At 71.0% G+C, this 26210-nt stretch carries 25 protein-coding genes; 10 read left to right on the top strand and 15 right to left on the bottom strand.

Going from position 1 to position 26210, the window contains the following annotated elements:
* Window positions 1-133: 133 nt before the first annotated feature.
* From ACTWP8_RS03570 to ACTWP8_RS03535, 8 genes are all read right to left on the bottom strand, one after another.
* The gene (locus ACTWP8_RS03570) at window positions 134-1132 is read right to left on the bottom strand and encodes a TAXI family TRAP transporter solute-binding subunit (protein WP_443320672.1); all 999 of its coding nucleotides are present in this window, start codon (window positions 1130-1132) and stop codon (window positions 134-136) included.
* A gap of 111 nt (window positions 1133-1243) precedes the next feature.
* Window positions 1244-1540 (bottom strand): DUF1905 domain-containing protein, encoded by a 297-nt coding sequence (locus tag ACTWP8_RS03565; RefSeq protein ID WP_443320671.1) that lies wholly within the window; start codon window positions 1538-1540, stop codon window positions 1244-1246.
* Window positions 1541-1632: 92 nt separating this feature from the next.
* Window positions 1633-2046: a VOC family protein gene (locus ACTWP8_RS03560; protein ID WP_443320670.1), complete on the bottom strand. Its 414-nt coding sequence runs from the start codon at window positions 2044-2046 to the stop codon at window positions 1633-1635.
* A gap of 111 nt (window positions 2047-2157) precedes the next feature.
* Entirely contained in the window at window positions 2158-3438 is a 1281-nt protein-coding gene (locus ACTWP8_RS03555) for an ABC transporter substrate-binding protein (RefSeq protein WP_443320669.1), read from the bottom strand.
* A 6-nt stretch (window positions 3439-3444) separates the two neighbouring features.
* Window positions 3445-4548, bottom strand: coding sequence for a branched-chain amino acid ABC transporter permease (locus ACTWP8_RS03550; protein ID WP_443320668.1), 1104 nt, complete (start codon window positions 4546-4548; stop codon window positions 3445-3447).
* A complete protein-coding gene (locus ACTWP8_RS03545) occupies window positions 4545-5426 on the bottom strand; it encodes a branched-chain amino acid ABC transporter permease (RefSeq protein ID WP_443320667.1) in 882 nt (293 codons plus the stop codon). Before ACTWP8_RS03545 ends, ACTWP8_RS03550 begins: the two co-directional genes overlap by 4 nt.
* Window positions 5427-5431: 5 nt before the next feature.
* On the bottom strand, window positions 5432-6271 hold the full coding sequence (locus tag ACTWP8_RS03540; RefSeq protein ID WP_443320666.1) for an ABC transporter ATP-binding protein: 840 nt from the start codon (window positions 6269-6271) through the stop codon (window positions 5432-5434).
* Window positions 6268-7026, bottom strand: a complete 759-nt coding sequence (locus ACTWP8_RS03535; RefSeq protein WP_443320665.1) for an ABC transporter ATP-binding protein — start codon at window positions 7024-7026, stop codon at window positions 6268-6270. The genes ACTWP8_RS03540 and ACTWP8_RS03535 overlap by 4 nt, the downstream gene beginning before the upstream one ends.
* Window positions 7027-7218: 192 nt before the next feature.
* Here ACTWP8_RS03535 and ACTWP8_RS03530 point away from each other — a divergent pair, with 192 nt between their 5' ends.
* Window positions 7219-8502, top strand: coding sequence for a PucR family transcriptional regulator (locus ACTWP8_RS03530; RefSeq protein ID WP_443320664.1), 1284 nt, complete (start codon window positions 7219-7221; stop codon window positions 8500-8502).
* A complete protein-coding gene (locus ACTWP8_RS03525; RefSeq protein WP_443320663.1) occupies window positions 8499-9125 on the top strand; it encodes a TetR/AcrR family transcriptional regulator in 627 nt (208 codons plus the stop codon). Before ACTWP8_RS03530 ends, ACTWP8_RS03525 begins: the two co-directional genes overlap by 4 nt.
* 69 nt (window positions 9126-9194) lie before the next feature.
* Here the strand turns inward: ACTWP8_RS03525 and ACTWP8_RS03520 are convergent, their stop codons facing one another.
* The 4 genes from ACTWP8_RS03520 to ACTWP8_RS03505 all read right to left on the bottom strand — a co-directional run bounded on the left by ACTWP8_RS03520 (window position 9195) and on the right by ACTWP8_RS03505 (window position 12389).
* Window positions 9195-9758: a GNAT family N-acetyltransferase gene (locus ACTWP8_RS03520; RefSeq protein WP_443320662.1), complete on the bottom strand. Its 564-nt coding sequence runs from the start codon at window positions 9756-9758 to the stop codon at window positions 9195-9197.
* A 525-nt stretch (window positions 9759-10283) separates the two neighbouring features.
* A complete protein-coding gene (locus tag ACTWP8_RS03515) occupies window positions 10284-11897 on the bottom strand; it encodes a sodium/solute symporter (RefSeq protein ID WP_443320661.1) in 1614 nt (537 codons plus the stop codon).
* Window positions 11894-12184 (bottom strand): DUF485 domain-containing protein, encoded by a 291-nt coding sequence (locus tag ACTWP8_RS03510; RefSeq protein ID WP_443320711.1) that lies wholly within the window; start codon window positions 12182-12184, stop codon window positions 11894-11896. Before ACTWP8_RS03510 ends, ACTWP8_RS03515 begins: the two co-directional genes overlap by 4 nt.
* Window positions 12185-12260: 76 nt before the next feature.
* Window positions 12261-12389, bottom strand: a complete 129-nt coding sequence (locus tag ACTWP8_RS03505) for a hypothetical protein (RefSeq protein WP_443320715.1) — start codon at window positions 12387-12389, stop codon at window positions 12261-12263.
* 473 nt (window positions 12390-12862) lie between these two features.
* On the opposite strand from ACTWP8_RS03505, the gene miaB reads away from it, so the two are divergent.
* The gene (gene miaB / locus ACTWP8_RS03500; RefSeq protein WP_443320660.1) at window positions 12863-14365 is read left to right on the top strand and encodes a tRNA (N6-isopentenyl adenosine(37)-C2)-methylthiotransferase MiaB; all 1503 of its coding nucleotides are present in this window, start codon (window positions 12863-12865) and stop codon (window positions 14363-14365) included.
* 228 nt (window positions 14366-14593) lie between these two features.
* A complete protein-coding gene (locus ACTWP8_RS03495; RefSeq protein WP_443320659.1) occupies window positions 14594-15331 on the top strand; it encodes a class III extradiol dioxygenase subunit B-like domain-containing protein in 738 nt (245 codons plus the stop codon).
* 139 nt (window positions 15332-15470) lie between these two features.
* Here the strand turns inward: ACTWP8_RS03495 and ACTWP8_RS03490 are convergent, their stop codons facing one another.
* Together ACTWP8_RS03490 and ACTWP8_RS03485 are read right to left on the bottom strand one after the other, a co-directional pair.
* Window positions 15471-15692 (bottom strand): antitoxin, encoded by a 222-nt coding sequence (locus ACTWP8_RS03490; RefSeq protein ID WP_443320658.1) that lies wholly within the window; start codon window positions 15690-15692, stop codon window positions 15471-15473.
* Between the two features lie 27 nt (window positions 15693-15719).
* A complete protein-coding gene (locus tag ACTWP8_RS03485) occupies window positions 15720-15881 on the bottom strand; it encodes a gliding motility protein (protein WP_443320657.1) in 162 nt (53 codons plus the stop codon).
* A 235-nt stretch (window positions 15882-16116) separates the two neighbouring features.
* Between ACTWP8_RS03485 and miaA the strand changes: the two genes are divergently transcribed.
* From miaA to hflX, 6 genes are all read left to right on the top strand, one after another.
* A complete protein-coding gene (miaA, locus tag ACTWP8_RS03480; protein ID WP_443320656.1) occupies window positions 16117-17055 on the top strand; it encodes a tRNA (adenosine(37)-N6)-dimethylallyltransferase MiaA in 939 nt (312 codons plus the stop codon).
* 107 nt (window positions 17056-17162) lie between these two features.
* The gene (locus tag ACTWP8_RS03475; protein ID WP_443320710.1) at window positions 17163-17591 is read left to right on the top strand and encodes a hypothetical protein; all 429 of its coding nucleotides are present in this window, start codon (window positions 17163-17165) and stop codon (window positions 17589-17591) included.
* A 353-nt stretch (window positions 17592-17944) separates the two neighbouring features.
* Window positions 17945-18826 (top strand): diaminopimelate epimerase, encoded by an 882-nt coding sequence (gene dapF / locus ACTWP8_RS03470; RefSeq protein WP_443320655.1) that lies wholly within the window; start codon window positions 17945-17947, stop codon window positions 18824-18826.
* Window positions 18827-18973: 147 nt separating this feature from the next.
* Window positions 18974-21280, top strand: coding sequence for a RelA/SpoT family protein (locus ACTWP8_RS03465; protein ID WP_443320654.1), 2307 nt, complete (start codon window positions 18974-18976; stop codon window positions 21278-21280).
* A 99-nt stretch (window positions 21281-21379) separates the two neighbouring features.
* A complete protein-coding gene (locus ACTWP8_RS03460) occupies window positions 21380-22897 on the top strand; it encodes a M1 family metallopeptidase (RefSeq protein WP_443320653.1) in 1518 nt (505 codons plus the stop codon).
* 280 nt (window positions 22898-23177) lie between these two features.
* The gene (hflX, locus tag ACTWP8_RS03455) at window positions 23178-24674 is read left to right on the top strand and encodes a GTPase HflX (RefSeq protein WP_443320652.1); all 1497 of its coding nucleotides are present in this window, start codon (window positions 23178-23180) and stop codon (window positions 24672-24674) included.
* Between the two features lie 231 nt (window positions 24675-24905).
* Here hflX and ACTWP8_RS03450 read toward each other — a convergent pair whose 3' ends face one another.
* A complete protein-coding gene (locus ACTWP8_RS03450; protein ID WP_443320651.1) occupies window positions 24906-26129 on the bottom strand; it encodes a trypsin-like serine peptidase in 1224 nt (407 codons plus the stop codon).
* Window positions 26130-26210 lie beyond the last annotated feature (81 nt).

The following is a 26210-nucleotide window of genomic DNA, read 5'->3' as shown; positions in this document are numbered from 1 at the left end:
CCTCGACCCCCGATCCCCGGGGCCCCGCCCCCCGGCCCTCGGCCCATGGCCCCGACCCACGGCCCGACACCGAGCATCACGACCCCGTCCGAGATCCGTACGGCCCGCCCCACCGGCGACGGGTCGTACGCGGTCAGGGTTTGACCGAGCCGTAGTAGTGGCGAGCGCCCTCGTGCAGCTCCAGCGGGTCCGTGAAGATCGCCGTCCGCAGATCCACCAGCTGCGCCGCGTGCACCCGGCTGCCTATTCGGTCCCGGCTGTCGATCACGGTACGGGTGATGCCCTCGGTGAGCCCCGGGTCCGCACGCTCGGTGGTCACCAACAGATTCGCCACAGCTATCGTCCTCACCGCTTTGCCGTTCTGCACCTCGGGATATGCGTCGGCCGGCATCACCGCGGCCCGGTAGTAGCGCGTCGCGGCGCCCTGGGTATGGAGCTCGTCCACGAGGTCACCGAGCTGCACCAACCGTATGCCGAAGTCGTCGGCGAGATCGGAGACCGCCTGGGTCGGCAGCCCGCCGGACCAGAAGAAGGCGTCGATCTTCCCCTGGCGCAGCAGGTCGGGCATCTTGTCGATGCCCACCTCGACCGGCTCGATGTCCTTCTCAGGATCGAGCCCCGCCGCCGTGAGCAGCCGGCCGGTTATCAGGCTCACCCCGGACCCCTTCTGCCCGATGGCGACCCGCTTTCCGCGCAGGTCGGCGGTGCGCTCCACGGGCGACCCTGCAGGGACCACGAGCTGCATGTAGTCGTCGTAGAGCCGCGCGCACGCCCGGAGCCGGTCCGCCCCCCTGCCGCCCCGGTCGAGGTATGTGGCGACGGCGTCGGCCGTGGCGATGGTGAACCCGGCCTCGCCGGAGATCACCCGTCTGATGTTCTGCACCGACCCCTCGCTCGACTGCAGCCGCACATCGACATCGGGGAGGTCCTTGGCCAGATATCTCTTCAGCAGCTCGCCGTAGCGCGCATACACCCCGGTGGGCACGCCCGTCGCGAACGACACCGAGCCCTGCGGCGAGGGCGCCTTGCCGAACGGCAGCAGCCACCACAGCAGCAGCGCGAGCGCGACGGCGGCCGCGACCGCGGCCTGCACGGCGCGGCGCCTGCCGATGCGGAGGTGTGCCGTAACCATGCGGCGATCCTGCCAGCTCGCTCGCCGCGCCGACCAGGCCTACCGTCCGGATCGCCATCGTGCACTGCCCTCGCCCAGCGCTCGATCAGCGCCCGGATCTGCGTCTCATCGTCAGCCAGGATTGCCACTCTCCCCCCGCTCATCCACCCGCTCATCCAGGTGGACCGTCACCGTGTCTCCGGCCTCCTTCCCGATCGCCCTGCGCACGTCGGCCTTCACCGGCAGCTTGTGCGTACCGTCCCCCAGGGCCATGAAGGAACTCCGGAACGGGTGACCGTCGATCGTGCCGCGGACCTTTACCAGGCCCCGGGTGCCGAAGAACTCGACCGAGTCGGGCCAGACGACATAGGTCCAGCCCCCCTTGTCCAGGCTCTTTTGCAGGGTCGCGGTGAATTGTTTGTTCAACATGGATGCCCTCGCACTTCTCTGCGTTCTCCCGATAGGACGAAGGGAAGCGGCGAAACTCATCGCGGGGCGGCGGTAAACCCAGCGAGGGCATGTCAGGCCTGCGGCTCGCTGATGTTGACCATCCAGGAGATGCCGAACTGGTCCACGCACGCGCCGAACACATCGCCCCACATCTGCTTCTCCATGGGGACCGACACGGTGCCGCCTTCGGACAGCTTCCGCCAGTAGCCGCGCAGCTCATCGGCGTCGTCCCCGCTCAGGCTCACCGCGATGTTGTTCCCGGGTTTGTGTTCCGTCCCCGGCGGGGTGTCGGCGCCCATGAGCGTGAATCCGCTGCCCGTCTCGAGCATGCCGTGCATGATCTTGTCGGCGTCGCCGGAGTGCTGCGCGCCGAATTCACCGTAGGTGTTCAGCGTCAAGGTGCCGCCGAAGACGAGCTTGTAGAAACCCATGGCCTGCCGCGCGTTGCCGTCGAAACTGATGTACGGATTGAGGCGAGATACCACGAGATGCTCCTTTCGTGACAAAAGTCAATCCTTGCAGACGGCCGGGGCACCGACAACAGCGAAGGGCCTGACCGGTCCCTGCCGGTCAGGCCCTTCTCCGTCAACCGCCGCTCAGTCCGTGACGGGGCCGAACTCCTTGCGCGTGTCCAGCGGTTCGCCGAACAGCCTCCAGCGCTCGCCCTTGAACCGCATCATCTGCATCGTCTCGATCGGGAAGCCGTCGTCCGGCCCTGTGGCCAGGGTGACGCCGGGCAGCAGCATGTCCACCTTGACGTCCTTGAGGTTCCGCACGGCGTCCCGCAGCCCCTCCCTCGTCGGGCACTCCATCGCGTCGAGCGCCTTGTGCAGGCTGGAGGCCACGGCCCAGCCGTAGGCGTTGAGCTGGATCGAGGGCTCGGCCTCCGGCTCGTACTTCTTCAGCGCCTTGCGGTACGCCTTCATCTCGGCGTCGTCCGCCCACTGCGGGTCGGCGGGGTCCTTGAAGTAGGTGGCCGAGACCACGCCCTGCACGTTCTTGAAGCCGACGGGCTGCAGCACGCTCGTCGACGAGGAGACGCTGTTGACGATGTGCAGCGGGTCCCACTTGGTGTTCTTCGCGTCGGCGGCGAGTGCCTGGCTGCCGAACTTGGGCGTGGTGATGTTGAGCAGCACATCCGCCCGGGAACGGGCGAGGTTCGCCATCTGCGCCGAGACGGACGGGTCGGTGACCTCGTAGCTCTCCGTGGCGACGACCTTGATCCCGCTGCCCTTGACGGCCTCCTTGAAGCCGCCGAGCAGGTCCTTGCCGAAGTCGTCGTTCTGGTAGAGCACCGCCACCTTGGCCTTGGGCTTCTCGTCCTTGAGGTAGTCGCCGTACATCCGGGACTCCGCGACGTAGTTGGGCTGCCAGCCCGTGGTCCACGGGTGCTTGGTGTCCGTGCCCCACATGGAGGCGCCCGTGGCGACGAACGGCTGGGGCACCTTCTGCCGGTTGAGGTAGTCCCACACGGTCGCCGTGGACGGGGTGCCCAGGGTCTGGAACACCGCGAAGACCTTCTCCTTCTCGACCAGTCTTCTGGTCTCCTCCACGGCCTTCGGCGGCTGGTAGCCGTCGTCACGGACGATGAACTCGACCTTGCGCCCGTCGATGCCGCCCTTCTCGGCATTGATGTACTTGAAGTACGCGCTGACCCCCTTGCTGATCGTGCCGTACGCGGAGGCGGGCCCGGACAGCGGGTAGACCCCGCCGAGCTTGATGCTCTTGTCCGTGATGCCGGTGGTCTGCTGTCCCTTGCAGGCGCCGTCCGCCGCGGTGCCTGCGTCCTCCTCTCCGCGCTGGCTGGAGCAGGCGGTGGCGGTGAGCAGGGCGGCGATTCCCGCCGCTGCTGCGCGTATCGCTGTTTTCTGACGCATCCGGAATCATCCCTTTCCCGGTGTGGACGGCGTGCCGAGTGGCACGGCGTCCAGTGGTTCGGAACCTGAGGGTGTAGCGGGGGGAACGGACTCCGGCGCGCGACTCGCCTGCGCACGGAGGAAGGGGAGGCGGCGCCACCGGTCCGCGCGCGCGACGCGCCCCACCAGACCGGCGAGTCCGGTCGGGGCCACGTACATGGCCACGATGATCAGCAGGCCGAAGACGACGCCCGGCGCGGCCTCGCTGACGTCCTGCGCGATGCTCGGCACGTACATCACGAACGCGGCCCCGAGCAGCGGCCCGTACAGCGAGGCCAGGCCGCCGACGACGAGGCCGGCCAGCAGCGTGACGGAGAGGACGAAGCTGAACGAGTCGGGTGAGACGAACCCGATCACCCAGGTGTAGACGCAGCCGGCGACACCCGCGAACATCGCACTCCATGCGAAGGCGAGGGTCTTGTGGAACGAGAGCCGCACTCCCATGACCTCCGCCGCGGCCTCGTTCTCGCGGATGGCGAGCAGCGCCCGGCCGACGCGCGAGCGCAGCAGGTTGCGGGCGGCCAGCAGCGCGACTGCGGCCACGGCGAGGGCGAGGAAGTACAGCCACTGGTCCTCCGCCAGGCCCGTCCAGGAGGGCGGCTGCGGCTTGTCCACGGTCAGGCCCATCGAGCCGCCCGTCACCGACTCGAACCGCTTGAGCAGCGGCGGGAGGAACACCGCGAGCGAGAGGGTGACCAGGGCCAGATAGAGGCCGCGCAGGCGCAGTGCCGGCACCCCGAAGCCCAGCCCGAGCAGGAAGCACGCTGCGGCGGCGGCCGGGAGCGTGGCCGGGTGGCCGGTATCGAACCGGTCGAGCATGACCGCCGCCGTGTAGGCCCCCACGGCGAAGAACGCGCCGTGCCCGAGCGAGATCTGCCCGCCGAACCCGACCAGCAGGTTGAGGCCCGCGAGCGCCACCGCGTACAGCAGCACCATGGTCAGCTGGAAGACCCGGAACGGGGCGAAGTAGTACGGAGCCCCGAGGAGGGCGGCGGCGAGGACCAGCGCCGCGAGTGGGCGCAGCAGGCGTGCGGCACGCGCATCCATGGTGGTGAGTCTCCCGTTGCTCATGCCCGCTCCACCGCCGCCCGGCCGAAGAGACCCTGCGGGCGCACCAGCAGCACCACGAGGATGATCAGCAGTGGTACGCCGATCTTGAGATCCGCGCCGACGAACTCCGCGTAGGCCCCCGCCAGGGTCTCGGCGATACCCACGACCAGGCCGCCCGCCACCGCGCCCACCGGGCTGTCGAAGCCGCCGAGGGTGGCCGCGGCGAAGGCGTAGATGAGAACCCCGCCCATCATGTTCGGCTCCAGGAACAACAGCGGGGCGACCAGCACGCCCGACAGCGCGCCGACCGTCGCGGCGAGCCCCCAGCCCAGCATCAGCACCCGGCCCACCCGGATACCCGAGAGCTTGGCCGAGGCGGGGTTGCAGGCGACCGCTCGCATCACCAGGCCGATCCCGGTGTGTTGGAACAGCAGGTACAGCAGCCCCATCACCACGGCCACGACTCCGATGACGCCGAGCGTGGACCAGCCGACGCTCACCCCGCCGAGGTCGATGCCGCCGTCGGGGAACGGCTGCGGGAAGTCCTTCACGGTGAACGACCAGATCAGGCCCGCGACCGCGTTGACGAAGATGAACAGGCCCACGGTGACGATGACGATGGTGAGCTCCGGTGCGCCCTCGACGGGCCGGATGAGAACCCGTTCGATGAGCATGCCGCCCGCGAACGAGACCGCGAGCGTGACCGGCAGCGCCAGCCAGAACGACATCCCGGACGCGATCAGCTGCCACGCCACATAGGTGGAGATCATCGCGAGCTCGCCCTGGGCGAAGTTGACGATCCCCGTGAACCGGTGGATCAGGACGAGGGCCAGGGCGAGGCTCGCGTAGACCGAGCCCGAGCCGAGCCCTTCCACGATCTGCTGGAGGAATTCGGCCACGTCGTTCACCCGCCCTCGCCGGCCCGGACGGGGACGCCGAGGTAGACCTCGGCGACCTGCTCGTCCTGGCGGATCTGTTCGGCCGGGCCCGACAGCATGAGGCGGCCCGACTCCAATACGTGGGCCCGGTGCGCGATGTCCAGCGCCAGCCTGGCGTTCTGCTCGACGACGACCACGGTCGTGCGCTCCTCCTCGTTGACATTACGGACGATCCGGAACAGCTCGCGGGTGACCAGCGGTGCGAGGCCCAGTGAGGGCTCGTCGAGGAGCAGCAGCGCGGGGCGGAGCATCAGCGCCCTGCCGATCGCGAGCATCTGCTGTTCGCCGCCGCTGAGGCTGCCCGCGGCCTGCCGGGAGCGCTGGCGCAGCTTGGGGAAGTAGCCGTAGATCCGGTCCAGGTCCGCCGCGACGGCGGCACGCTCGCCCCTGCCCCGGCTGCCCGGGCCGCGCCCGGTGCGCAGATACGCGCCGACGCGCAGGTTCTCCTCGACGGTGAGCTCGTTGAACGTGCCGCGGCCCTCGGGCACGTGCGCCACGCCGAGCCTGGCGGCCTGTTCGGGAGAGCGGCCCAGCAGCTCGGTGCCGTTCAGGGTCACCGACCCGCTGCCCTTGACCATGCCGCTGAGCGCCCGCAGTGTCGTGGTCTTCCCCGCGCCGTTGGGCCCGAGGATCGCGCACACCTCGCCCTGCCCGACCGAGAAGCCGATGCCGTGGAGCACCCGGGCCTGCCCGTATCCGGCGTGCAGGTCCGACACCTGGAGAAAGTCCGGGGCCGCGGACTCCGCCGCAGGAGTGCCCTCCGCCGGAGTGCCCTCAGCCGGGGAGTCCTTCGTCGGATCGCTCATGCCGCCGCCCCCAGGTACGCCTCGATGACGGCGGGGTCGCGCTGCACCTGCTCCGGCGGGCCCTCGGCGATCTTGCGCCCGAAGTCCAGGCACACCACCCGGTCGCACAGCCCCATCACGAAGCCCATGTGGTGCTCCACCACGACCAGGGTGAGGTCGAAGTCCCGGCGCACCGCACCGACCAGTTCCGCGAACTCCTCGACCTCTCCGTGGCTCAGCCCGTTGACCGGTTCGTCGAGGAGCAGGAGCCGGGGCTGCACCGCCAGCGCCCTGGCCAGCTCCACGCGCTTGAGGGTGCCGAAGGGCAGCCCGGAGGCGGGGTGGTCGGCCACGTCGGCCAGGCCGAGCCGGTGCAGCAGTTCGTCCGCCCGGGAGCGCAGCTCCGCCTCCTCGCGCCGGACCAGGGGCAGCCGGAGCGCGGCGGTGGCGTACCCCGCGCGGCCCCGGTGGTGGGCGCCCACCATGACGTTCTCCCGTACCGTGAGCCGCTGGAACAGGCCCAGGTTCTGGAAGGTGCGGGCGATGCCGCGCCGCGCCACGGCGTGCGGTGCCAGCGCGAGCAGGTCCTCGCCGTCGTAGCGCACCGTGCCCGCGTTGGGCGTGAAGCGCCGGGTGAGGCAGTTGAACAGAGTGGTCTTACCGGCTCCATTGGGCCCGATAAGGCCCACGGCGGTGCCCTGTTCGACGGCGAAACCGACGCCGTCCAGAGCCGTGATCCCGCCGAAGCGCACGGTGATACCGTCGACCGCGAGCATGGTGCGCCCTTTCGAAAGGTACGGGGCCTTGGGGGGTAGGCGAGCGTCACAGTAAGTGGGCGCCCTCTTCGTGGGCATTGGGTGCGAACACCCAACTTCACTGCCGGAGCCCTGTGCGCCGCGAACAGTCCTGCGGAAAAAGTCGGTGCGCACCTTGTTGACGGCTCACGGTTCGGCGGCGAGGATCCGCCCATGCCTCGCGCACTGGTCCTGGGTACGCCCCACCTTTCCGAGCCGCTGCGCAATGAGCGGCTGCGGATCCTGTGCGCCGTGAAGGAGCGGGTGGAGGAGGTCGCGGAGACCGCCGTCGCGGTGATGCGTACGGAGATCCCGTCGTACGCGGTGCAGGACCGGCGGTTCTTCGAGGACGTGCGCCACCAGGTGCTTTCGCACTACCGGATCACGCTGGCGCTGCTGGCGGGCGAGCGGAGCATCGCCCCCGAGGACCTGGTCTTCAGCAGGACCGCGGCGATGAGGAGGGCCCGCGCCGGATTCCCACTCGAGGACTGGATCAGCGCCTTCCGGGTCGGCCGGCAGGTCTTCTGGGATGCGGTGCTCGCGTGCGCGGGCACGTCGGCCGCCGCGCAGGAGGCCGCGCTGGCCCTGGTCGACCCGCTGATGCGGTACATGGAATACGCCAGTACGCACGCGGCCCAGGCCTACGTCGAGTTCCAGCAGCACGTGGTGGCGGACGCGGACCGCGAGCGCAGGGACGTGCTCGAACAGCTGCTGGCGGGCAGTTCGCCGAGCCGGGGCCCGCTCATGGCCGCGGCACAGGCGTACGGCATCGGCCCGCACGCGTCGATGATGGCCGTCGTGGCGGTCTGTGTCACTGGGCCCGATGCGGCTGCCGAGAGCGGCTACGCCACCAGTGCGGCACTCTCCGCCGCCGGCATACGGGCCGCCAGAACCCTGGTCGTCGTACGCCACGGCGAGATCGTGGCCGTGCCGGTGCTGCGCACGGGCATGGAGCCGGAGGACCTGTGCGCGCGCTTCGAGGCCCTGCAGCAGCGCCTCGCCCGGGACGGGACCGTGCTGGCCATGGGCATCAGCACGGTGGCCAGGGGCGCTTCCGAGCTGCCACGCGCCTACCAGGAGGCGAGGGCCGCCCTGGACTTCGTACCGAGCGGGGGTGGGGTGGCGGCGCTGCCGAGGCTGTCCCCGTTCGAGTACCTGGCGCTGCGCGCCGACGACATCGCCCGCCAGCTGGTGGACCCCCGGGTGACCGCCCTGCTGGACGAGGACCGCAAGCGCGGGGCCATACTCGCGTCGACGGTACGGGCGTTCGCCGAGGCGGACTTGAACCTGCGGCTCGCGGCGGACCGGCTGCGGGTGCACCACAACACGGCGCACTACCGGTTGCGCCGTATCGAGGAACGCACCGGGCGCAACCCGCGCCGGATCGCGGACCTGCTGGAGCTGCTGGTCGCCCTCGCCATCCGCGACGCGGCCGGGGAAGGCGAGGACGGACAGTGAGCCAGACCTATTCGGACCGGGACGCGAGTCCGGCCTCCACAGCGGCCGCGGCGGACTTCCCGGCACGGCGCGCGCTGCTGGACGTCGTACTCGACGTGTTCGCCGAGCGCGGCTACAGCAACGCGAGCGTGACCGAGATCGCCGCGCGCTCCGGGACCGCCGTCGGGAACCTCCTCCACCACTACGGAGGCAAGAGAGGGCTGTACCTCGCGCTGTGGGAGGAGTTCCAGGAGGAGCAGGAGCGGCGGACCGCGGCGGTCGTGGCCGAAGCGCGCGGCAAGGGCGTCGAGGACCCCATCGCCCTGTTCGTGGCGGGAGCCCGCGCGTATCTCGAGGGCGCCTGGGAGCAGCGGCGCATCGGCAGACTGCTGCTGGAGAACGACGGCCCCACCGGCTTCGACGCCGTGCGGCGGCAGTGGGACCGCTGCTGGGTACGGCGCAACGCCAAGCTCCTCAGGGTGGACGAGACCCGCCGCGCGGGCCGGGTCCGGGTGACCCTGCTGACGTCGGTGATCGGCGGTGCGGCCCGCGAGCTTGCCGACTGCGCGGACACGGCGGAGGCGCGGGAGATCGTGGAAGAGGTCTGCGGCATCCTGGCGCATCTGTCGGAACCGCCCGGGTGACCCGCCGGTCAGCGCGGGCCGGCTCCGTCATGGCCCTCAGCCACGCTCCGGGGAGGGCGCCCTGCCGTCCTACTCCACGAGGAGCGTCGCGTTGACGATCGTTCCGGAGGGAGGGGGCAGCGTGGCGCCGACGCCCTTCAGTATGCGCAGCATGCGGACGTTGTCCGCTCCGGTCAGCACGGTCACTGTGCGGTAGCCCAGCATGGGAGCGGCCTCGAAGGCGTGACGGGCGAGTGCGGTGCCCAGGCCCCTGCTCTGCCAGCCGTCCTCGACCAGCAGTCCCAGCTCGGCTGTGCGCTCCTCCTGGGTGCGCATCAGATTCAGCACCGCGATGACGGTGTGCGGGTCACCCTCGGGGTGGGTGACCCAACTCAGGCCGCGGTCGGGGTGCGTCATGTGACGCCACTCGGCCGCGCTCAGGACGCGGCGCGGATTCTGGTAGCGCGCGCAGAGGGACGCCAACGAGCAGCGGGCGTGAAGGGGGTTGACGGCGGCGTGATCCTCGACGGTCGCCGGACGGGTGACTGTGGCGTGGCCGGTCCGTGTGGTGAGGACGCGGCCCGGTCGCCATGCGCCGCGGGGACCGGCGACCAAGGCGTGCAGGGGGACGGTAGCGGATAGGGGAGTCGGCACGATGGTGGTCTCCTTCTCTGGATCGGAGCTTGCTCCGGTGAACTGAGCGGTGACCGCAAGGAATTTCGTGGGCCTTGTGGAGAAAACTTCTCACGTGAAATCGCTTTCTACCCGCTGCCCTCCGTCGGACGGTCGGTCATCCGGTGAGCGGTGCGGGAGTTGAGAGAGTACCGCGCCGAGGTAAAAGCCAAAGCCCGCCTGGTCTCTCCCCGAATGTTCAAGACAGAGTGGCAACCGGGTACTTGATGATGGTTGATGTATCAGACAGTCGCTCACCAGGGCTGATGTATCCGATCTGCAGTCGCTGGGGGGTTTCGGCAACCCGATCCTGCCCTGACCGGTCCACATAATGTGGCCGGAATCTTCCAGGCCCCGGACAGGGGCGTGTTGACTGGCCAATGCAATTGTCGGAGTGGAGTAGTCCATTGCGTAACCGATAACCTGCCGCGTGCAGCCTCGATTACGTCGCGAGATTCAACCATCCATCACCGTTCGGGAATATGGATGATGTCGCCGACGGGCTTTTCAGTCGGCGGCGGCGAGCAGCCGGGCTTCGCTCTCCTCGTAGCGCTGCCGGCTCTCCCAGCCGACGGCGGGTCGGCGGCGGCGGTCGAGACGGCTGCCCAGCCAGCCCGCCAGGTAGCCGACGGGAACGGAGATCAGCCCCGTCGACTGCAAAGGAAACCAGTGGAAGTCGGTGTCGGGGAAGACCGCGTCCGGCGTGCCCGAAACAGCCTTGGAGAAGATCATCAGCACCAGTGCGCACGCCGCCCCGCCGTAGAGCGTGGCGAGCAGCCCGGTGCGCGTGAATCCCCTCCAGAACAGGGAGTACGTCAGCGCGGGGGCCACGGCCGAAGCTCCGATGCAGACGGCCAGCGTGGTCAGCACCGCGACGTTCCAGTTCTGCACCAGCACGGCGAGCACGATGGCGGTCGTGCCCACGGCGGCGACGGTCCATCCCGCCACCGTCATCTCGGTGCGCGGGTGCGCCCGCCCGCGCCGTATCGCGTGGGCATACAGGTCATGGGCGAGTGACGAGGCGGCGGCCAGGGTCATCCCCGCCACGGACGACAGCAGGGTGATGAAGACCATCCCGGCCACAGCCGAGTAGAGCAGCGTCTCGCTGACCGACGTCTCCTGCCCGAGCGCCCGGGAGAGCATCAGTACGGATGTCTTGCCATGGGGGTCGGCACGAGTGATCAGGCGCGATCCGACCAGCGCCGCCGCGCCGGCCCCCATGATGATCACCAGCAGGCAGAAGGTGGTGACCGCACCGACCGCCCAGGACATCGAGCGGCGCACGGCCGGCGCGTCCTTCGCGGAGTACAGGCGCATCGTGACGTGCGGCAGGCAGCCAACGCCGAGCACGACGGTGAACTGCAGACTGATGAAGTCCAGCTGGGCACTGGTCGACCGGCCCAGTTGCAGGCCCTGTTCGAGGTATGCGGAGCCTGCCCCGCTGCCCCGCTGTGCGGCCTGGAGCAGGGCGTCCGTGCTCCAGTCGAAGCGGTTCAGCACCAGGACGGCGACGAAGACACTGACGGCGAGCAGCAGCACGATCTTGATGATCTGGACGAGAGCGGTTCCCCTCATGCCGCCGAGGCCCGCGTAAACGATCATCAGGGTGCCGACGATGACGATGCAGGCCGTTTTGGCGCCGTCGAGCGGGATGTCGAGGATGAAGATGAGCAGCGACCCGGCCCCGGACAACTGGACGACCAGGAACGGCAGGGACGCGGCGAGAGTGATGACGGCGGCGGCGATGCGTACGGCCGGGCCCGGCATATTGCGGGCCAGGACGTCACCCATGGTGTACTGCCCCGCGTTGCGCAGCGGTTCGGCGAGCAGGAACATCAGCAGCACCAGCGACAGCCCGGTGCTCGTCGCCAGGACGAAGCCGTCGTAGCCGGCGAGCGCGATGATGCCGGTGGTGCTCAGCACGGTGGCCGCGGAGATGTAGTCGCCGGCGATGGCCAGCCCGTTCTTGAACGGAGTGAGCCTGCGATAGCCGGTGTAGAAGTTCGCCAGGTCGTCGCGGTCGGGTCCCGCCATCACGCAGAGCAGCAGCGTGACGGTGACCAGCACCGTGAAGATGAGCAGGACCGTGGTCTGCGTCTCGGAGCCGAAGTCGCTGTTCATCTGCCCGCCCCCGCGTTCCCGCCCTGCCTGCCGCGCAGCTGCCTGGCGCGCAGCGCCCGGGGATCCACCGAGCGGCGTGCGCTGTGCTCGTACCAGCGGACCGCCGCGAACGTCACCCCGAGCTGGAGCAGCCCCAGGGCGATCCCCACCGGCAGCTCTCCGGCGACCCGGGTGCTCATCAGGTCCTCCGCGTAGCAGGAAAGGATCACGTAGATGACGAAGTAGCCGAGTGCGGTGAGGGTCGAGACCCGGCGGAGCAGACGGTAGGCCGAGCGGAGAGACCTCAGTTCGTCGCCGCGCGGCGGTGGGGGTGGGTACGAGCGGGCCTGCAGCGGCGGCTCGGCCTGCCACGGTGGTGGTGGTTCAGCCGGCCACGGTGGTGGTGGTTGGGTCGGCCAGGGTGGTGGTGGTTCGGCCGGCCAGTGTGGTGGTGGTTGGGTCGGCCAGGGTGGTGTTTCGCCCGGCCAGGGTGGTGGTGGTTCGGTCGGCCACCGTCGTGGTGGTTCCTGGGGGTACCAGTTGTCCCCGTAGTGCGTCATCGCCCGGCCCTCCGTACGGCTCGGCTCCTGCGTGCATGCGTGAAAGTGCGGTGCGTGGGGGGGGCCGGAGGCGGTGGTCCGGGAGTGCCGCGTGTGCGCGGTCGGGTTGTTCCGGCCGGGGTCGGCCGGCGAACGTCGCGCTGCGGGTCCCTCCCGTTCCAGGAGTGGCCCGGCCCGCGCACAATACCGACTGGTTGGAATGTAAGATAGCTTTTTCGCCGAGTCGCTCAGGAAGATCCGCAAAGGGGCTGCAGGAAGTTCCGCAGAGAGTTCCGCAACGAGTCGCTCACGAGGCAGACCGATCGGCGCGGACAGGGGGCGGAGCCTCCGGCCGGAGCGAGATCCGGAGAGCGATGGCTCCGGGCCCGGCCCTGTGGCGAGGCTCCGGGGTCGGGAGGTACCTCCGGCACCGCCTACCCTGGTTGCATGACCGCGCAGGACGCCCTCACCCGAAGCTACGAAATCCGCACCTACGGGTGCCAGATGAACGTCCACGACTCCGAGCGGCTCTCCGGCCTGCTGGAGGACGCCGGTTACGTCCGGGCGCCCGAGGGCACCGGCGAAGGCGAGGCCGACATCGTCGTCTTCAACACCTGCGCGGTGCGGGAGAACGCGGACAACCGGCTCTACGGCAACCTCGGCCGGCTCGCCCCGATCAAGGCGAGGCGGCCCGGCATGCAGATCGCCGTCGGCGGCTGCCTCGCGCAGAAGGACCGCGACACCATCGTCAAGAAGGCCCCCTGGGTCGACGTCGTCTTCGGCACTCACAACATCGGCAAGCTGCCCGTGCTGCTCGAGCGCGCCCGCGTCCAGCAGGAGGCGCAGGTCGAGATCGCCGAGTCCCTCGAGGCCTTTCCGTCCACGCTGCCGACCCGGCGCGAGTCCGCGTACGCCGCCTGGGTCTCCATCTCGGTCGGCTGCAACAACACCTGCACCTTCTGCATCGTCCCGGCGCTCCGCGGCAAGGAGAAGGACCGGCGGCCCGGCGACATCCTCGCCGAGGTGGAGGCCCTGGTCGGCGAGGGCGTCACCGAGATCACGCTGCTCGGCCAGAACGTCAACGCGTACGGCTCGGACATCGGCGACCGCGAGGCGTTCTCGAAACTGCTGCGCGCCTGCGGCCGCGTCGACGGGCTCGAGCGGGTCCGCTTCACCTCGCCGCATCCGCGCGACTTCACGGACGACGTGATCGCGGCGATGGCCGAGACGCCGAACGTCATGCCGCAGCTGCACATGCCCCTGCAGTCCGGCTCGAACGCCGTCCTGAAGGCCATGCGCCGCTCGTACCGCCAGGACCGCTACCTCGGCATCATCGAGAAGGTACGGGCCGCGATGCCGGACGCCGCCATCTCGACGGACATCATCGTGGGCTTCCCCGGCGAGACCGAGGAGGACTTCGAGGAGACCATGCACGTGGTTCGGTCGGCGCGCTTCGCGCAGGCCTTCACCTTCCAGTACTCCAAGCGCCCGGGGACCCCCGCGGCGGAGATGGACGGGCAGATCCCGAAGGAGGTCGTGCAGGCGCGCTACGAGCGTCTCGTCGCCCTCCAGGAGGAGATCTCCTGGGCCGAGAACAAGAAGCAGGTCGGCCGCACGGTCGAGGTCCTGGTCGCCGAGGGCGAGGGCCGCAAGGACGACGCCACCCACCGTCTCTCCGGCCGCGCTCCCGACAACCGCCTCGTTCACTTCACCCGCCCCGAAGAGCCGGTGCGCCCGGGCGATGTGGTCGAGGTCGAGATCACCTACGCGGCGCCCCACCACCTTCTGGCGGAGGGCCCCGCGAAGGGCGTGCGCCGTACGAGCGCGGGCGACGCCTGGGAGCGCCGCAACGCTGCCCCGCCTGCCCCGAGGGGCGTCATGCTCGGCCTGCCCACGATCGGCGCTCCGGCGCCCGAGCCGGCCCCCGCCTCGGCCTGCGGCTGCGACTGAGGGCACGCCCCGGGCGGCGGGCTGCGCGGCAGGGCCTTCTGCTGACACCTCACGCGCGCGTGCTGCGCGAGCGGCGCCCGTAGAGGCAGCCGTTGGTTCAGGAGGAATCAACGGCCGCCTGGGCGCGTGGCCGTTCGTACCCGGTGGGAGGCCGGGCCGCCACCGCGGCGTCGGTCAGCGGCCCGACGCGTCGGAGCGGCCCGAGCGGCGAGCGTTAGGGTGCGGGACATGCTTGCCGCAGCCGCCGTATGTCCCTCGCCGCCCCTGCTCGTCCCCGAGGTGGCCGCAGGCGCCGCCCCCGAGCTCGACGCCCTCCGCACCGCCTGCTCGGGCGCCCTCGCTGTGCTCGCAGCCGCCCGCCCCGACCGCCTCCTCGTCGTCGGTCCCGCCGACGAGCCCGGGCGCGGCCCGTACCCCCAGGCCGCGAGCGGCTCGTTCCGTGGCTTCGGAGTCGACCTGGAGGTCCGCCTCGGCGCAGGCGAGGATTCATCCGGCGCGCCCTCGGGCGCACCCCACGGCGAGCGCGAGCTGCCGCCCTCCCTCGCCGTGGCCGCCTGGCTGCTGGAGCGTACGCAGTGGGCCGCCGCCCCCGTCGAGGGCCTTGGAGTCGGCGAGCAGCTCACCGCCGACCGCTGCGCCGAAGCGGGCCGGGAAGTGGCGGCCGGCGCCGAGCGGCTCGCCCTGCTGGTGATGGGGGACGGCAGCGCCTGCCGGACCCTCAAGGCGCCCGGCTACCTCGACGAGCGTGCCGCCGGTTTCGACGCCGAGGCCGCACGAGCGCTGGGCGCGGCGGACACCGCGGCCCTGCTGGCGCTCGACGAGGAGCTGGCGTACGAGGTGCAGGCCGCGGGCCGTGCCGTCTGGCAGGTGCTCGCGGGCGCGGGGCAGGGCGCCGGTCTCGAGGGCAGGCTCCTCTACGACGACGCCCCGTACGGGGTCGGCTACTTCGTCGCGACCTGGTCGTAGAAGTCGTAGGAGTCATAGAGACCGCTGCCGCACCGGCCGCGGACGCCCTGACGCGCGTCCTGGGCCCGTACGCGCGGACGGCCGCGAAGCGATGCACTTCGCGGCCGTACTCCGTACTCGGTATCGAGCCTCTCGATGGTCAGGTGCCGGTGCCCTCGTCCTTCTGCTGCTGGCGGTCAAGGGACTCCTTGGCCTTGTCCCTGCCGGTGTCGGTCTGGCTGCTGTACTTGCCTTGGGTCTTCTCGTCGCTCGTGGACGCCGCCGTGTCCACCCCCTTGTCGATCTTGCCACGGTGCTTGCGTGCGCCCTCTTCGGCCTTGCCCCGGTTGAGCTTGGCCTTGACCTTGTCCATCATCCCCATGAGCCGGCCACCTTCCCTGTCGAAGGACTAGTTCCTGGCGCCCTCGCCGGTCTCGCTGTCGGCGGCCTTGTCCGCGGACTGCTGCTTGGGGATCTCGACAGCCTCTGCAGCCTCGGGCGGCTTCGCGTCCCCTGCCGGCTCCTCCACCGCAGCCTCGGCGGTTTCCGCCGTCGGAGTGGCCTGTGCCACCTCCTGCGTTGACCCGGCGGACGAACGACGGCGAAACCTTGCAAACACGCCCATATCCACTCCATAGATTACTCGTGCGAGCGAAATCCCGCGTCTCCCGGAGCGTCCCGTTGCGGCGCTCGGCGGACCGGCTCGTAAACCGGCGTGCAGGACCTCGCAACAGGCAACGACTCCCGGCCGGGGCCGTCACGTCACTCGTTCGAGGAGACGCCTCGAGGTTTGCGAGACTGTGCCAGTGAGAAGCACCGCGCCCGTGTCCCGGGTCATCGCCGTCGTCGGGCCCACCGCAGCCGGAAAGTCCGATCTCGGTGTGGCTCTCGCCCAGCACCTGGACGGAGAGGTCGTCAACGCCGACTCGATGCAGCTGTACCGGGGCATGGATATCGGCACCGCCAAACTCACGCCCGCGGAACGCCAGGGCGTGCCGCACCATCTCCTGGACATCTGGGATGTGACGGAGACCGCGAGCGTCGCCGAGTACCAGCGGGTCGCCCGGGCGGAGATCGACCGCCTGCTGGCCGCGGGGCGCACCCCGGTCCTGGTGGGCGGCTCGGGTCTCTACGTGCGCGGGGCCATCGACGCGCTGGAGTTCCCGGGTACCGACCCGGACGTACGCGCGCGCCTGGAGGCCGAGTTGGCGTCGCACGGCTCCGGGGTCCTGCACGCCCGGCTCGCGGCCGAGGACCCGGAGGCGGGCCGCGCCATCCTGCCCAGCAACGGGCGGCGCATCGTACGCGCGCTGGAGGTCATCGAGATCACCGGCCGCCCCTTCACCGCCAACCTCCCCGGGCACCACGCTGTCTACGACACCGTGCAGATCGGCGTGGACGTCGAACGGCCCGAACTCGACGAGCGGATCGCGCTGCGGGTGGACCGCATGTGGGAGGCGGGCCTCGTCGACGAGGTGCGGTCCCTGGAGACCGTCGGCCTGCGGGAGGGGCGTACGGCCTCGCGCGCGCTCGGCTACCAGCAGGTGCTCGCCTTCCTGGCCGGGGAGTGCGGCGAGGAGGAAGCGCGAGCCGAGACCGTACGCGCCACCAAGCGCTTCGCGCGCCGCCAGGACTCGTGGTTCCGCAGGGATCCCCGGGTGCACTGGCTCAGCGGCGCCACGGACCGGCGACCGGAACTTCTGGGACGGGCGTTGACGTTGGTCGAACGGGCGGTCACAGCCTGATCACGTGATGGCATCGGGACGCTCCGGCCGCCGTCCAGGCCTCGAACGGCGTGCCATCATCGACCTTCGATCGAGCCGTGATGTCTGAGCTGGGAGGGCGTGTGGCGATGGAGGCCGGCCCTCGTGACAAGCCGTATCCGCCGCAGGAGGAGGATTCGGACGAGTTGACACCGGACGGTCCGGAGAGTGAGACCGGCGGCGAGTCCTTCCGGGAGCTGCGCCCGCCGCGGCGGCTGCGGATCTGGCAGATCGCTCCGATCGTCGGCCTCGCGGCCGCGGGATCGTTGATGTTCGCCTTCCCGCTCGCCTTCGAATTCGGCGACGGCGGCGCGGTCGTGGCGATGCTCGGCCTGCTGATCAGCAGCTGCGCCGCGGGCTGGGGCATGATGGCCGGCCGCCGCGTCGGCCTCACCTGGCCGGGCCTGCCGCCCCGCGGCTCCGGTACGCGCCCGGACTGGCGAGTCGTCGCCCTCTACGTCCTGGTGGTCCTGACGATCGCCGCCCTCGCCATCTGGCGAGTGGCCCGCCTCCGCTGACAGCGGACCGCCCCACTCTCTCGACGGGGAGCGGCCGTCGCGGCGAGCGCATCCGTGTTTCTTGTCGTCGAGCGCATTCGCCGTCCAGGGATGCCTGCGGCCTGGACGCCGGGTGGCCGTTGTGGCGGGCGGCTCCGTTCTTCTTGCGGTGGGGCGCCGCCGCCGTTCAGCGACGTCCGCTCGCTCGACGCGGGTGGCCGTTGGGGCGGGCGGGCTCGTGCTTGTTGCCGTCGGGCGCATTCGCCATTGAGCGGTGCCCGCTGCCTCGATGGGGAGCGTGCGCCGCCGTTCGCGGCACCGGCTCCCTCGACGCGGAGCGGCCGCCGTGGCGAGCGGACCCGTAGGATCGGGGTGTGAGCACCGCGCAGATCCCCTTCCTCAAGGGTCACGGCACCGAGAACGACTTCGTGATCATTCCCGACCCCGACAACGCCCTGGACCTCCCGGCGGCCGCCGTGGCGCGGCTCTGCGACCGGCGGGCCGGGATCGGCGGGGACGGGCTGCTGCACGTCGTACGGTCCGCCGCGCACTCCGAGGCCGCCGGGATGGCCGCGGAAGCCGAGTGGTTCATGGACTACCGCAACAGCGACGGCAGCATCGCCGAGATGTGCGGCAACGGGGTCCGCGTCTTCGCGCGCTATCTGCAGCGCGCGGGCCTGGTCGGCGAGGGCGACCTGGCGATCGCCACCCGCGCCGGGGTGCGGCAGGTGCACATCGCCAAGGACAGCGCGGGCGGCGACATCACGGTCGGCATGGGCAAGGCGTTCCTCCCGGAGGGCCAGGTCACCGTCTCCGTGGGGGACCGCAGCTGGCCCGCCCGTAACGTCAACATGGGCAACCCGCACGCCGTCGCCTTCGTCGAGGACCTGGCCGAGGCGGGCGACCTGCTGAGCCCGCCGCCCGTACAGCCCGCCTCCGCATACCCGGAGGGCACGAACGTCGAGTTCGTCGTCGACCGCGGTCCGGCCCACGTGGCGATGCGTGTTCACGAGCGCGGCTCGGGCGAGACCCGTTCCTGCGGAACGGGAGCATGCGCCGTCATGGTCGCCGCCGCACGCCGCGACGGGGCCGACCCGGCCGTGACCGGCCGCCCGGCCATGTACACCGTCGACGTCCCCGGCGGGCGCCTGGTGATCTCCGAACACCCCGACGGCCGCATCGAGATGACAGGCCCCGCCGTGATCGTGGCCGAGGGCCTGATCGACCTCGACGGGATCGCAATCGCTTCTGCCTGAATCCTCGCTCGAATGGGTGATCCGGTTCACTCTGAGCGAGAGCCGGTCGGCCGTGCGTGATGGGGTCGGTAGCATCAAGCACCGGCCGGGTGTCGGGCACCGGCCCGGGTGACCGAGCCCCGCCGGCCGATGCCGCCGGAGGTGCCCATGAGCGCAGAGGCCACCAATCCAGGTCCTCCCGCCCGCAGGCGCGGCCGCCCCCATATCGAACTGCGCAGACTCGGGCGCGCAGCGCTGCTCGGGTCTGCACCCCGGGACCGCCTGCCGGACGCGATCGACCATGTGGCGAAGGTGCACCGGGCGCACCACCCCGGTGCCGACCTCGATCCCCTGCGCCGGGCGTACGTCCTCGCTGAGTCCTCGCACCGCGGCCAGTTGCGCAAGAGCGGCGAGCCGTACATCACCCATCCCCTGGCGGTCACGCTGATCCTCGCCGAACTCGGCGCCGAGACGACCACCCTGACCGCCTCTCTGCTCCACGACACCGTCGAAGACACCGATGTGACGCTCGATCAGGTACGGGAGAAGTTCGGCGAGGAGGTCGGCTACCTCGTCGACGGCGTCACCAAGCTGGAGAAGGTCGACTACGGCGCCGCCGCCGAGCCCGAGACCTTCCGCAAAATGCTCGTCGCGACGGGCAACGACGTGCGCGTGATGTCCATCAAGCTGGCCGACCGGCTGCACAACATGCGGACTCTGGGCGTGATGCGCCCGGAGAAGCAGGCCAGGATCGCCAGAGTGACGCTGGATGTGCTGATTCCGCTGGCCGAGCGGCTCGGCGTACAGGCGCTCAAGACCGAGCTCGAGGACCTGGTCTTCGCCGTCCTCCACCCCGACGAGTACGAGCGCACCCGCGATCTCGTCCTCGACCGGGCGGGCCGCCCGGATCCGCTGCCCGCGATCGCGGAGGAGGTGCGCTCCGTACTGCGCGATGCGGGCATCGGCGCCGAAGTCGAGGTCAGACCGCGGCACTTGGTATCCGTCCACCGGGTGCGCCTGAAACGCGGCGCGCTGGGCGGCGCCGACTTCGGGCGGATCCTGGTGCTGGTCGCGGAGGACGCCGACTGCTACGCGGTGCTCGGCGAACTGCACACCTGCTTCACCCCGGTCATCTCCGAGTTCAAGGACTTCATCGCCGTCCCGAAGTTCAACCTCTACCAGTCCCTGCACACCGCGGTCGCCTCCCGGCCGGGCGGCGACGTCGCCGAAGTCCTCATCCGTACGCACCAGATGCACCGGGTGGCGGAGGCGGGCGTGATCGCGCTCGGCAATCCGTACGCCTCGGCTGCGGACGGCACGGAGGGCGGCGAGGGCACAGGCGGCACGGGTGGCACGGAGGGCGCGGAGGGCGCGGAGGGCACCGAGGGGCCGGAGGGGGCCCCAGGGTCTGAACCCGCCGCAGGCGGCGGGGCGGGCCGCGAGACATCCACCGAGGGCGAGCGCGCCGACCCCACGCGCCCCGGCTGGCTGTCCCGGCTGCTCGCCTGGCAGCAGTCGGCCCCCGACCCCGACACCTTCTGGACCTCGCTGCGCGACGACCTCGCCCAGGACCGGGAGATCACGGTCTTCCGGGCCGACGGCGGCACGTTCGGGCTCCCGGCGGGCGCCAGTTGTGTGGACGCCGCCTACGCGCTGCACGGCGAGGCCGCGCACATGTGCATCGGCGCGCGCGTCAACGGCCGGCTCGCCACTCTGGCCACCGTGCTCGCCGACGGCGACACGCTGCAGCTCCTCATGGCCCAGGACGCGGCCGCGGGGCCGTCCCCCGAGTGGCTGGAGTACGCGCGTACGCCCGCGGCCCGTATCGCCATCACGCGCTGGCTGACCGCCCACCCGGAGGCCTCCAAAGCCCCCGCCGACACCGGGTCTCCCGCACAGCAGGAGCAGGAGCGCGGGCAACGACAAGGGCAAGGGCGGGGGCAGGGGGACACCGAGGCGGTGGCGGCCGGGCGGGTGCCGGGCCACGCGGCGGCGCTCGCCGCCGTCGCCGACCTGCCCGGCGCGACCGTGCGGCTCGCGCGCTGCTGCACCCCCGTACCCCCCGACGCGGTCACCGGATTCGCCGTTCGCGGCGGCGCCGTCACCGTGCACCGCGCGCAGTGCCCCGCGGTCGCCCGGATGCAGGTGGCCGGGCGCCACCCAGTGGGGGTCCACTGGCGCGGGCGGGGTGACGGCACCACCGGCGACTGCCGCGTGACGCTCCTCGCGGAGGCCTTCGGTCGGCCACACCTGCTCGCCGACCTCACCGAGGCCATCGCGCTCGAAGGGGCCGCGATCCTCGCCGCCGCGGTGGAACCGCCCCGCGAACAGCGCGTCCGCCACACGTACACGCTTCAGCTCCCGGACGCCGCGCGGCTGCCCGCCCTGATGCGCGCGATGCTGAAGGTGCCGGGGGTGTACGACGTGACCCGCGGTCAGCGTCCCGTCACCGCCGTGCCGCGGACGAACGCCTGACTGAGCACGAGGACCGCCCGGAAACCCGGAAGCGCCCTTTCGGGTGCGTACGGCGCGCGGCTCCGCCGGAGTTCCGCGCCGCGCTGATAGCCGTATTGCATGATCCGACCCCCGCGCCGCAGGGCACGCAGGGCGGCCTTCGCCGCCGCAACCATGGCCACCCTCGTCGCGGCCGGGATCCCGGCACCGGCCCCGCTGGGGATCGGCGACCGGCTGTACCCGCACCTGGGGAACCCCGGCTACGACGTCCTGGAATACGACATCGCCTTCGACTACTCCGGCAGCAACAGCAGGCCGCTGCAGGCCGTCACGTCCATCGACGCCCGCACCACGGCCCCGCTCGACGGCTTCAATCTCGACTTCGCGCGCGGCAGGGTCCGGTCCGTGGAGGTCAACGGCAAGCCCGCCCGCTTCCGCAGCGTCGGAGAGGACCTGGCCGTCACCCCGGCCGATCCGGTATCGGCCGGCGCCCCGCTCCGCGTCAACGTCGCGCACACCAGCGATCCCGGGACCGGAGCCGACGGCGGCTGGGTGCGCACCCGGGACGGCCTGGCGATGGCGAGCCAGCCGGATGCCGCGCACCGCGTCTTCCCGTGCAACGACCACCCCGCCGACAAGGCCCGCTTCACCTTCCGCGTCGCCGCGCCGAAGGACCTCACCGTCGTCGCGGGCGGGCTGCCGCTCTCCCGGGAGCAAGGCGAGCGGACCACGACCTGGGTGTACCGGACCGCGCACCCCATGGCCACCGAGCTGGCGCAGGTCTCCATCGGCCGGTCCGCGGTGCTGCGGCGCAGTGGACCGCACGGCCTGCCCGTACGGGACGTGGTGCCCGCCGTGCACCGCGAGCGCCTGGAGCCCTGGCTGGCCAAGACGCCCGGGCAGATCTCCTGGATGGAGCGGAAGGTCGGACCGTATCCCTTCGAGACGTACGGGCTGCTGATCGCCGACGCCCAGACCGGCTTCGAGCTGGAGACCCAGACGCTCTCGCTCTTCGAGCGCGGGCTGTTCACGGATCCGCGTTTCCCCGCACCGTACGTCGAGTCGGTCATGGTCCACGAGCTGGCCCACCAGTGGTTCGGCAACAGCGTGAGCCCCGCGCGGTGGTCCGATCTGTGGCTCAGCGAAGGGCACGCCACCTGGTACGAGGCCCTCTACGCGCACGAGACGGGCAGTGTGTCGCTGACCGAGCGGATGCGCCTGGCGTACGGCAAGTCCGACGGCTGGCGGACCGCGGGCGGCCCGCCGGCCGCTCCACAGCCGCCCGACCCCGGCAAGAAGATCAGCATCTTCCGTCCCGTCGTCTACGACGGAGGCGCCCTGGTCCTCTATGCGCTCCGGCAGCGGATCGGCGCGGCGGCCTTCGACCGGCTGGAGCGCGCCTGGGTCGCGCGGCACCGCCACGGGAACGGCTCGACGGCGGACTTCATCGCGCTGGCCTCCCAGGTCACGAGGCAGGACCAGTCGGCTTTCCTGCGGTCATGGCTGTACGGGGCCACAACGCCGCCGATGCCGGGACACCCGGACTGGAAGGCCGACCGGGCGGTCGCGCGGGACGCCTCGCCCGCTCCGCACCAGGCGGGCCGGGCGGTCCGCGCGGGCCGCAAGGCCGGGCGGTGAGGCGGGGTCGTGAGGCCGGGCGGCAGGGCGGGCGGTGAGGCGGGTCGTGAGGTGGCCGTGTGATGAGGCCGGGGCGTGAAGCCGGGGTGAGCGGGTCGTAAGGCCCGCGGCGGGCGGGTCGTAAGGCCGGAGCGGCGGGTCCGCCGGGGAAACCCGCGTGACGGCCCCGGCGCGCCGTGCGACCATTTCCCGTGTCGGCAGCTACAGAGCCGGTCCCGGGAATCGTCCGGGCCTTCCCGGCGTTGTTCCCGACGAGGGTTCCCATCGACGTAAGGATCAAATGACCTCCTCTTCTTCCCCTTCCCAGGACGCCCAGCGCTTCTCGGCAAGCCTTCGGGCCGACGCCCTGATGGAAGAGGACGTCGCCTGGAGCCACGAGATCGACGGGGAGCGCGACGGCGATCAGTTCGATCGTTCGGACCGCGCGGCGCTGCGCCGGGTCGCCGGCCTTTCCACCGAGCTCGAGGACGTCACCGAGGTCGAGTACCGGCAGCTGCGCCTGGAGCGCGTGGTGCTGGTCGGCGTCTGGACGTCCGGCACGGCGCAGGACGCGGACAACTCCCTCGCGGAGCTGGCCGCGCTCGCCGAGACCGCGGGCGCGCTGGTCCTGGAGGGCGTGATCCAGCGCCGCGACAAGCCCGACTCGGCCACGTACATCGGCTCGGGCAAGGCTCAGGAGCTGCGCGACATCGTGCTCGAGACCGGGGCCGACACCGTCGTGTGCGACGGTGAGCTCACCCCCGGCCAGCTCATCCACCTCGAGGATGTCGTCAAGGTCAAGGTGGTCGACCGGACCGCCCTGATCCTCGACATCTTCGCCCAGCACGCCAAGTCCCGAGAGGGCAAGGCGCAGGTCTCGCTGGCGCAGATGCAGTACATGCTGCCGCGGCTGCGCGGCTGGGGTCAGTCGCTGTCCCGGCAGATGGGTGGCGGTGGCTCCTCCGGTTCCTCGGGCGGCGGCATGGCCACCCGTGGTCCAGGTGAGACCAAGATCGAGACGGACCGGCGGCGGATCCGCGAGAAGATGGCGAAGATGCGCCGGGAGATCGCCGAGATGAAGACCGGCCGCGACGTCAAGCGGCAGGAGCGCCGGCGTAACAAGGTCCCCTCGGTCGCCATCGCCGGATACACCAACGCGGGAAAGTCCTCGCTGCTCAACCGCCTGACGGGCGCGGGCGTGCTGGTGGAGAACGCGCTGTTCGCCACCCTCGACCCGACGGTGCGGCGGGCCGAGACGCCCAGCGGGCGGCTCTACACCCTCGCCGACACGGTCGGATTCGTCCGGCACCTGCCGCACCACCTGGTCGAGGCGTTCCGCTCCACCATGGAGGAGGTCGGTGACGCCGATCTGATTCTGCATGTGGTGGATGGCTCGCACCCTGACCCGGAGGAGCAGCTGGCGGCCGTACGTGAGGTGATCCGCGACGTCGGCGCGGTCGACGTGCCCGAGATCGTGGTGATCAACAAGGCGGACACGACCGATCCGCTCGTCATGCAGCGGCTGCTGCGCATGGAGAAGCACGCGATCGCGGTGTCGGCCCGTACGGGGCGGGGCATCGACGTGCTGCGGGGGCTGATCGACGCTCAGCTGCCGAGGCCGCGGATCGAGGTCGAGGTGCTCGTGCCGTACACGCACGGGAACCTCGTCTCGCGGGCGCACGCCGACGGCGAGGTGATCTCCGAGGAGCACACCCCGGAAGGCACCCTGCTGAAGGCGCGGGTCCACGAGGAACTTGCGGCCGAACTGCAGCCCTACGCCCTGGCTGGACGGCGCTGACCGCCCCGCCATCAGGCCGCCCTGCCCTCAGGCCGCCCTGCCCTCAGGCCGCCCCGCCATCAGGCGGCCACGGCATACGGCCGCCGCCTCGCCACCAGGCGCGGCTCTTGTACGAGTTGAGGCCCGCTCCCACCGATCTGAGGTCGGTGGAAGCGGGCCTCTCCGTCGCCGCGTGGCCTCTGCCGTTGCGGAGGGAGCGGTGCGCCGCTGGGCCGGGGCCGCTGGGCCGGGCTATTCCCCGGCGAACTTCCGGCTGACCTCGTCGAACATACCCTTCGCCTCAGGCCCCAGGTGTGGGCCTGCCAGCCATGTGGCCGTGACCGGGCCGATGGAGGTGTTGGACACCAGGGCAGGCTTGCCGTCGGAGCCATTGGCGAACCAGCCGCCGCCGGACGAACCGCCGGTCATGGTGCAGCCGATGCGGTACATCGTGGGCTGCGAAGAGGACAGCGACAGCCGACCGGGCTTGTCGACGCACGAGAACATCTTGGCGCCGTCGTACGGCGGCGCCGCTGGGTAGCCCCAGGCCCCCATGCTCTCGATGCTGTTGACCGCAGGGGCGTTGAAGTCGACGGGCAGCGCGGCGCCGACGGTCTCCTCGAGCGACTTGCCCCCGCTGCCCTTCTCCGGCTTCACATGCAGCACGGCGTAGTCGTACGGGGCGCCGTTGCCCCCGGTTGCCGAGCCCTCGGAGATCCACTGCTTCGAGGTGGACGCCCAGTTGGCCCAGTAGACGCCGTAGGGCATGAGCTCCTCGCGCGGAGTGTTCTTCAACTGGCTGTCCGGCACGCCGTTGTCGTTGAAGGACGGGACGAATGCGATGTTGCGGTACCAGCCGCCGTCCTTGCCCGCGTGGACACAGTGGCCCGCCGTCCAGACGAGGTTGGACTTGCCCGGGTTCGCCGGGTCCTTCACCACAGTGGCGGAGCAGACCATCGAGCCCTTGGGGCCGTCGAAGAAGACCTTGCCCACCGGGGCGGCGTTCTCGTGATACGGGGTCTCGACTCCCTTGGCCTGGACAGGCTGCGGCTCCGGGTCGGTGACGCCCTGGTCACCGGAGACGTCCTCGGGAACCGTCTTCTGCGGCTCCTCCGCCTCCCCCATACGCTCGGGCTTCCACAGGTCCTCGATGATCGGGTTGACGAAGTCCCCGGCCTCGCGCAGCCAGTCGTCCCTGTTCCAGTCCTTCCACTCCCCGTTCTTCCACTTGTCCAGGTCGATGCCCAGTTCCTTGAGGCGCTCGTCGAGGTCGGGCAGGGATATGTCCCTGCCGCCCTGCCCGCCCGCGGATACGCCGGGATTCGGGTTCGCGTCGTCCTCCGTCGGACCGCACGCGGTCGCGGTCACCGCCAGGACAGCCGTCAGCGCGACCGCAGCGAAGGCCGATCCGGCCCCACGGGGGCGCAGCGCCCTCCACCCGGGGCGGCGGGAGACGGGCGGGCGTATCGATGGCATGGGCGGAACTCCCCCTGGGTCTCTTCGAACCTGCGATGGACTTGTCATGCACGCCGACGAAGGGCGCAGGACCCCCACTAT

This window comes from Streptomyces sp. 7N604 (assembly GCF_052245475.1).
GTDB lineage: Bacteria > Actinomycetota > Actinomycetes > Streptomycetales > Streptomycetaceae > Streptomyces.
This window is presented reverse-complemented; position numbering and strand designations above follow the sequence as displayed.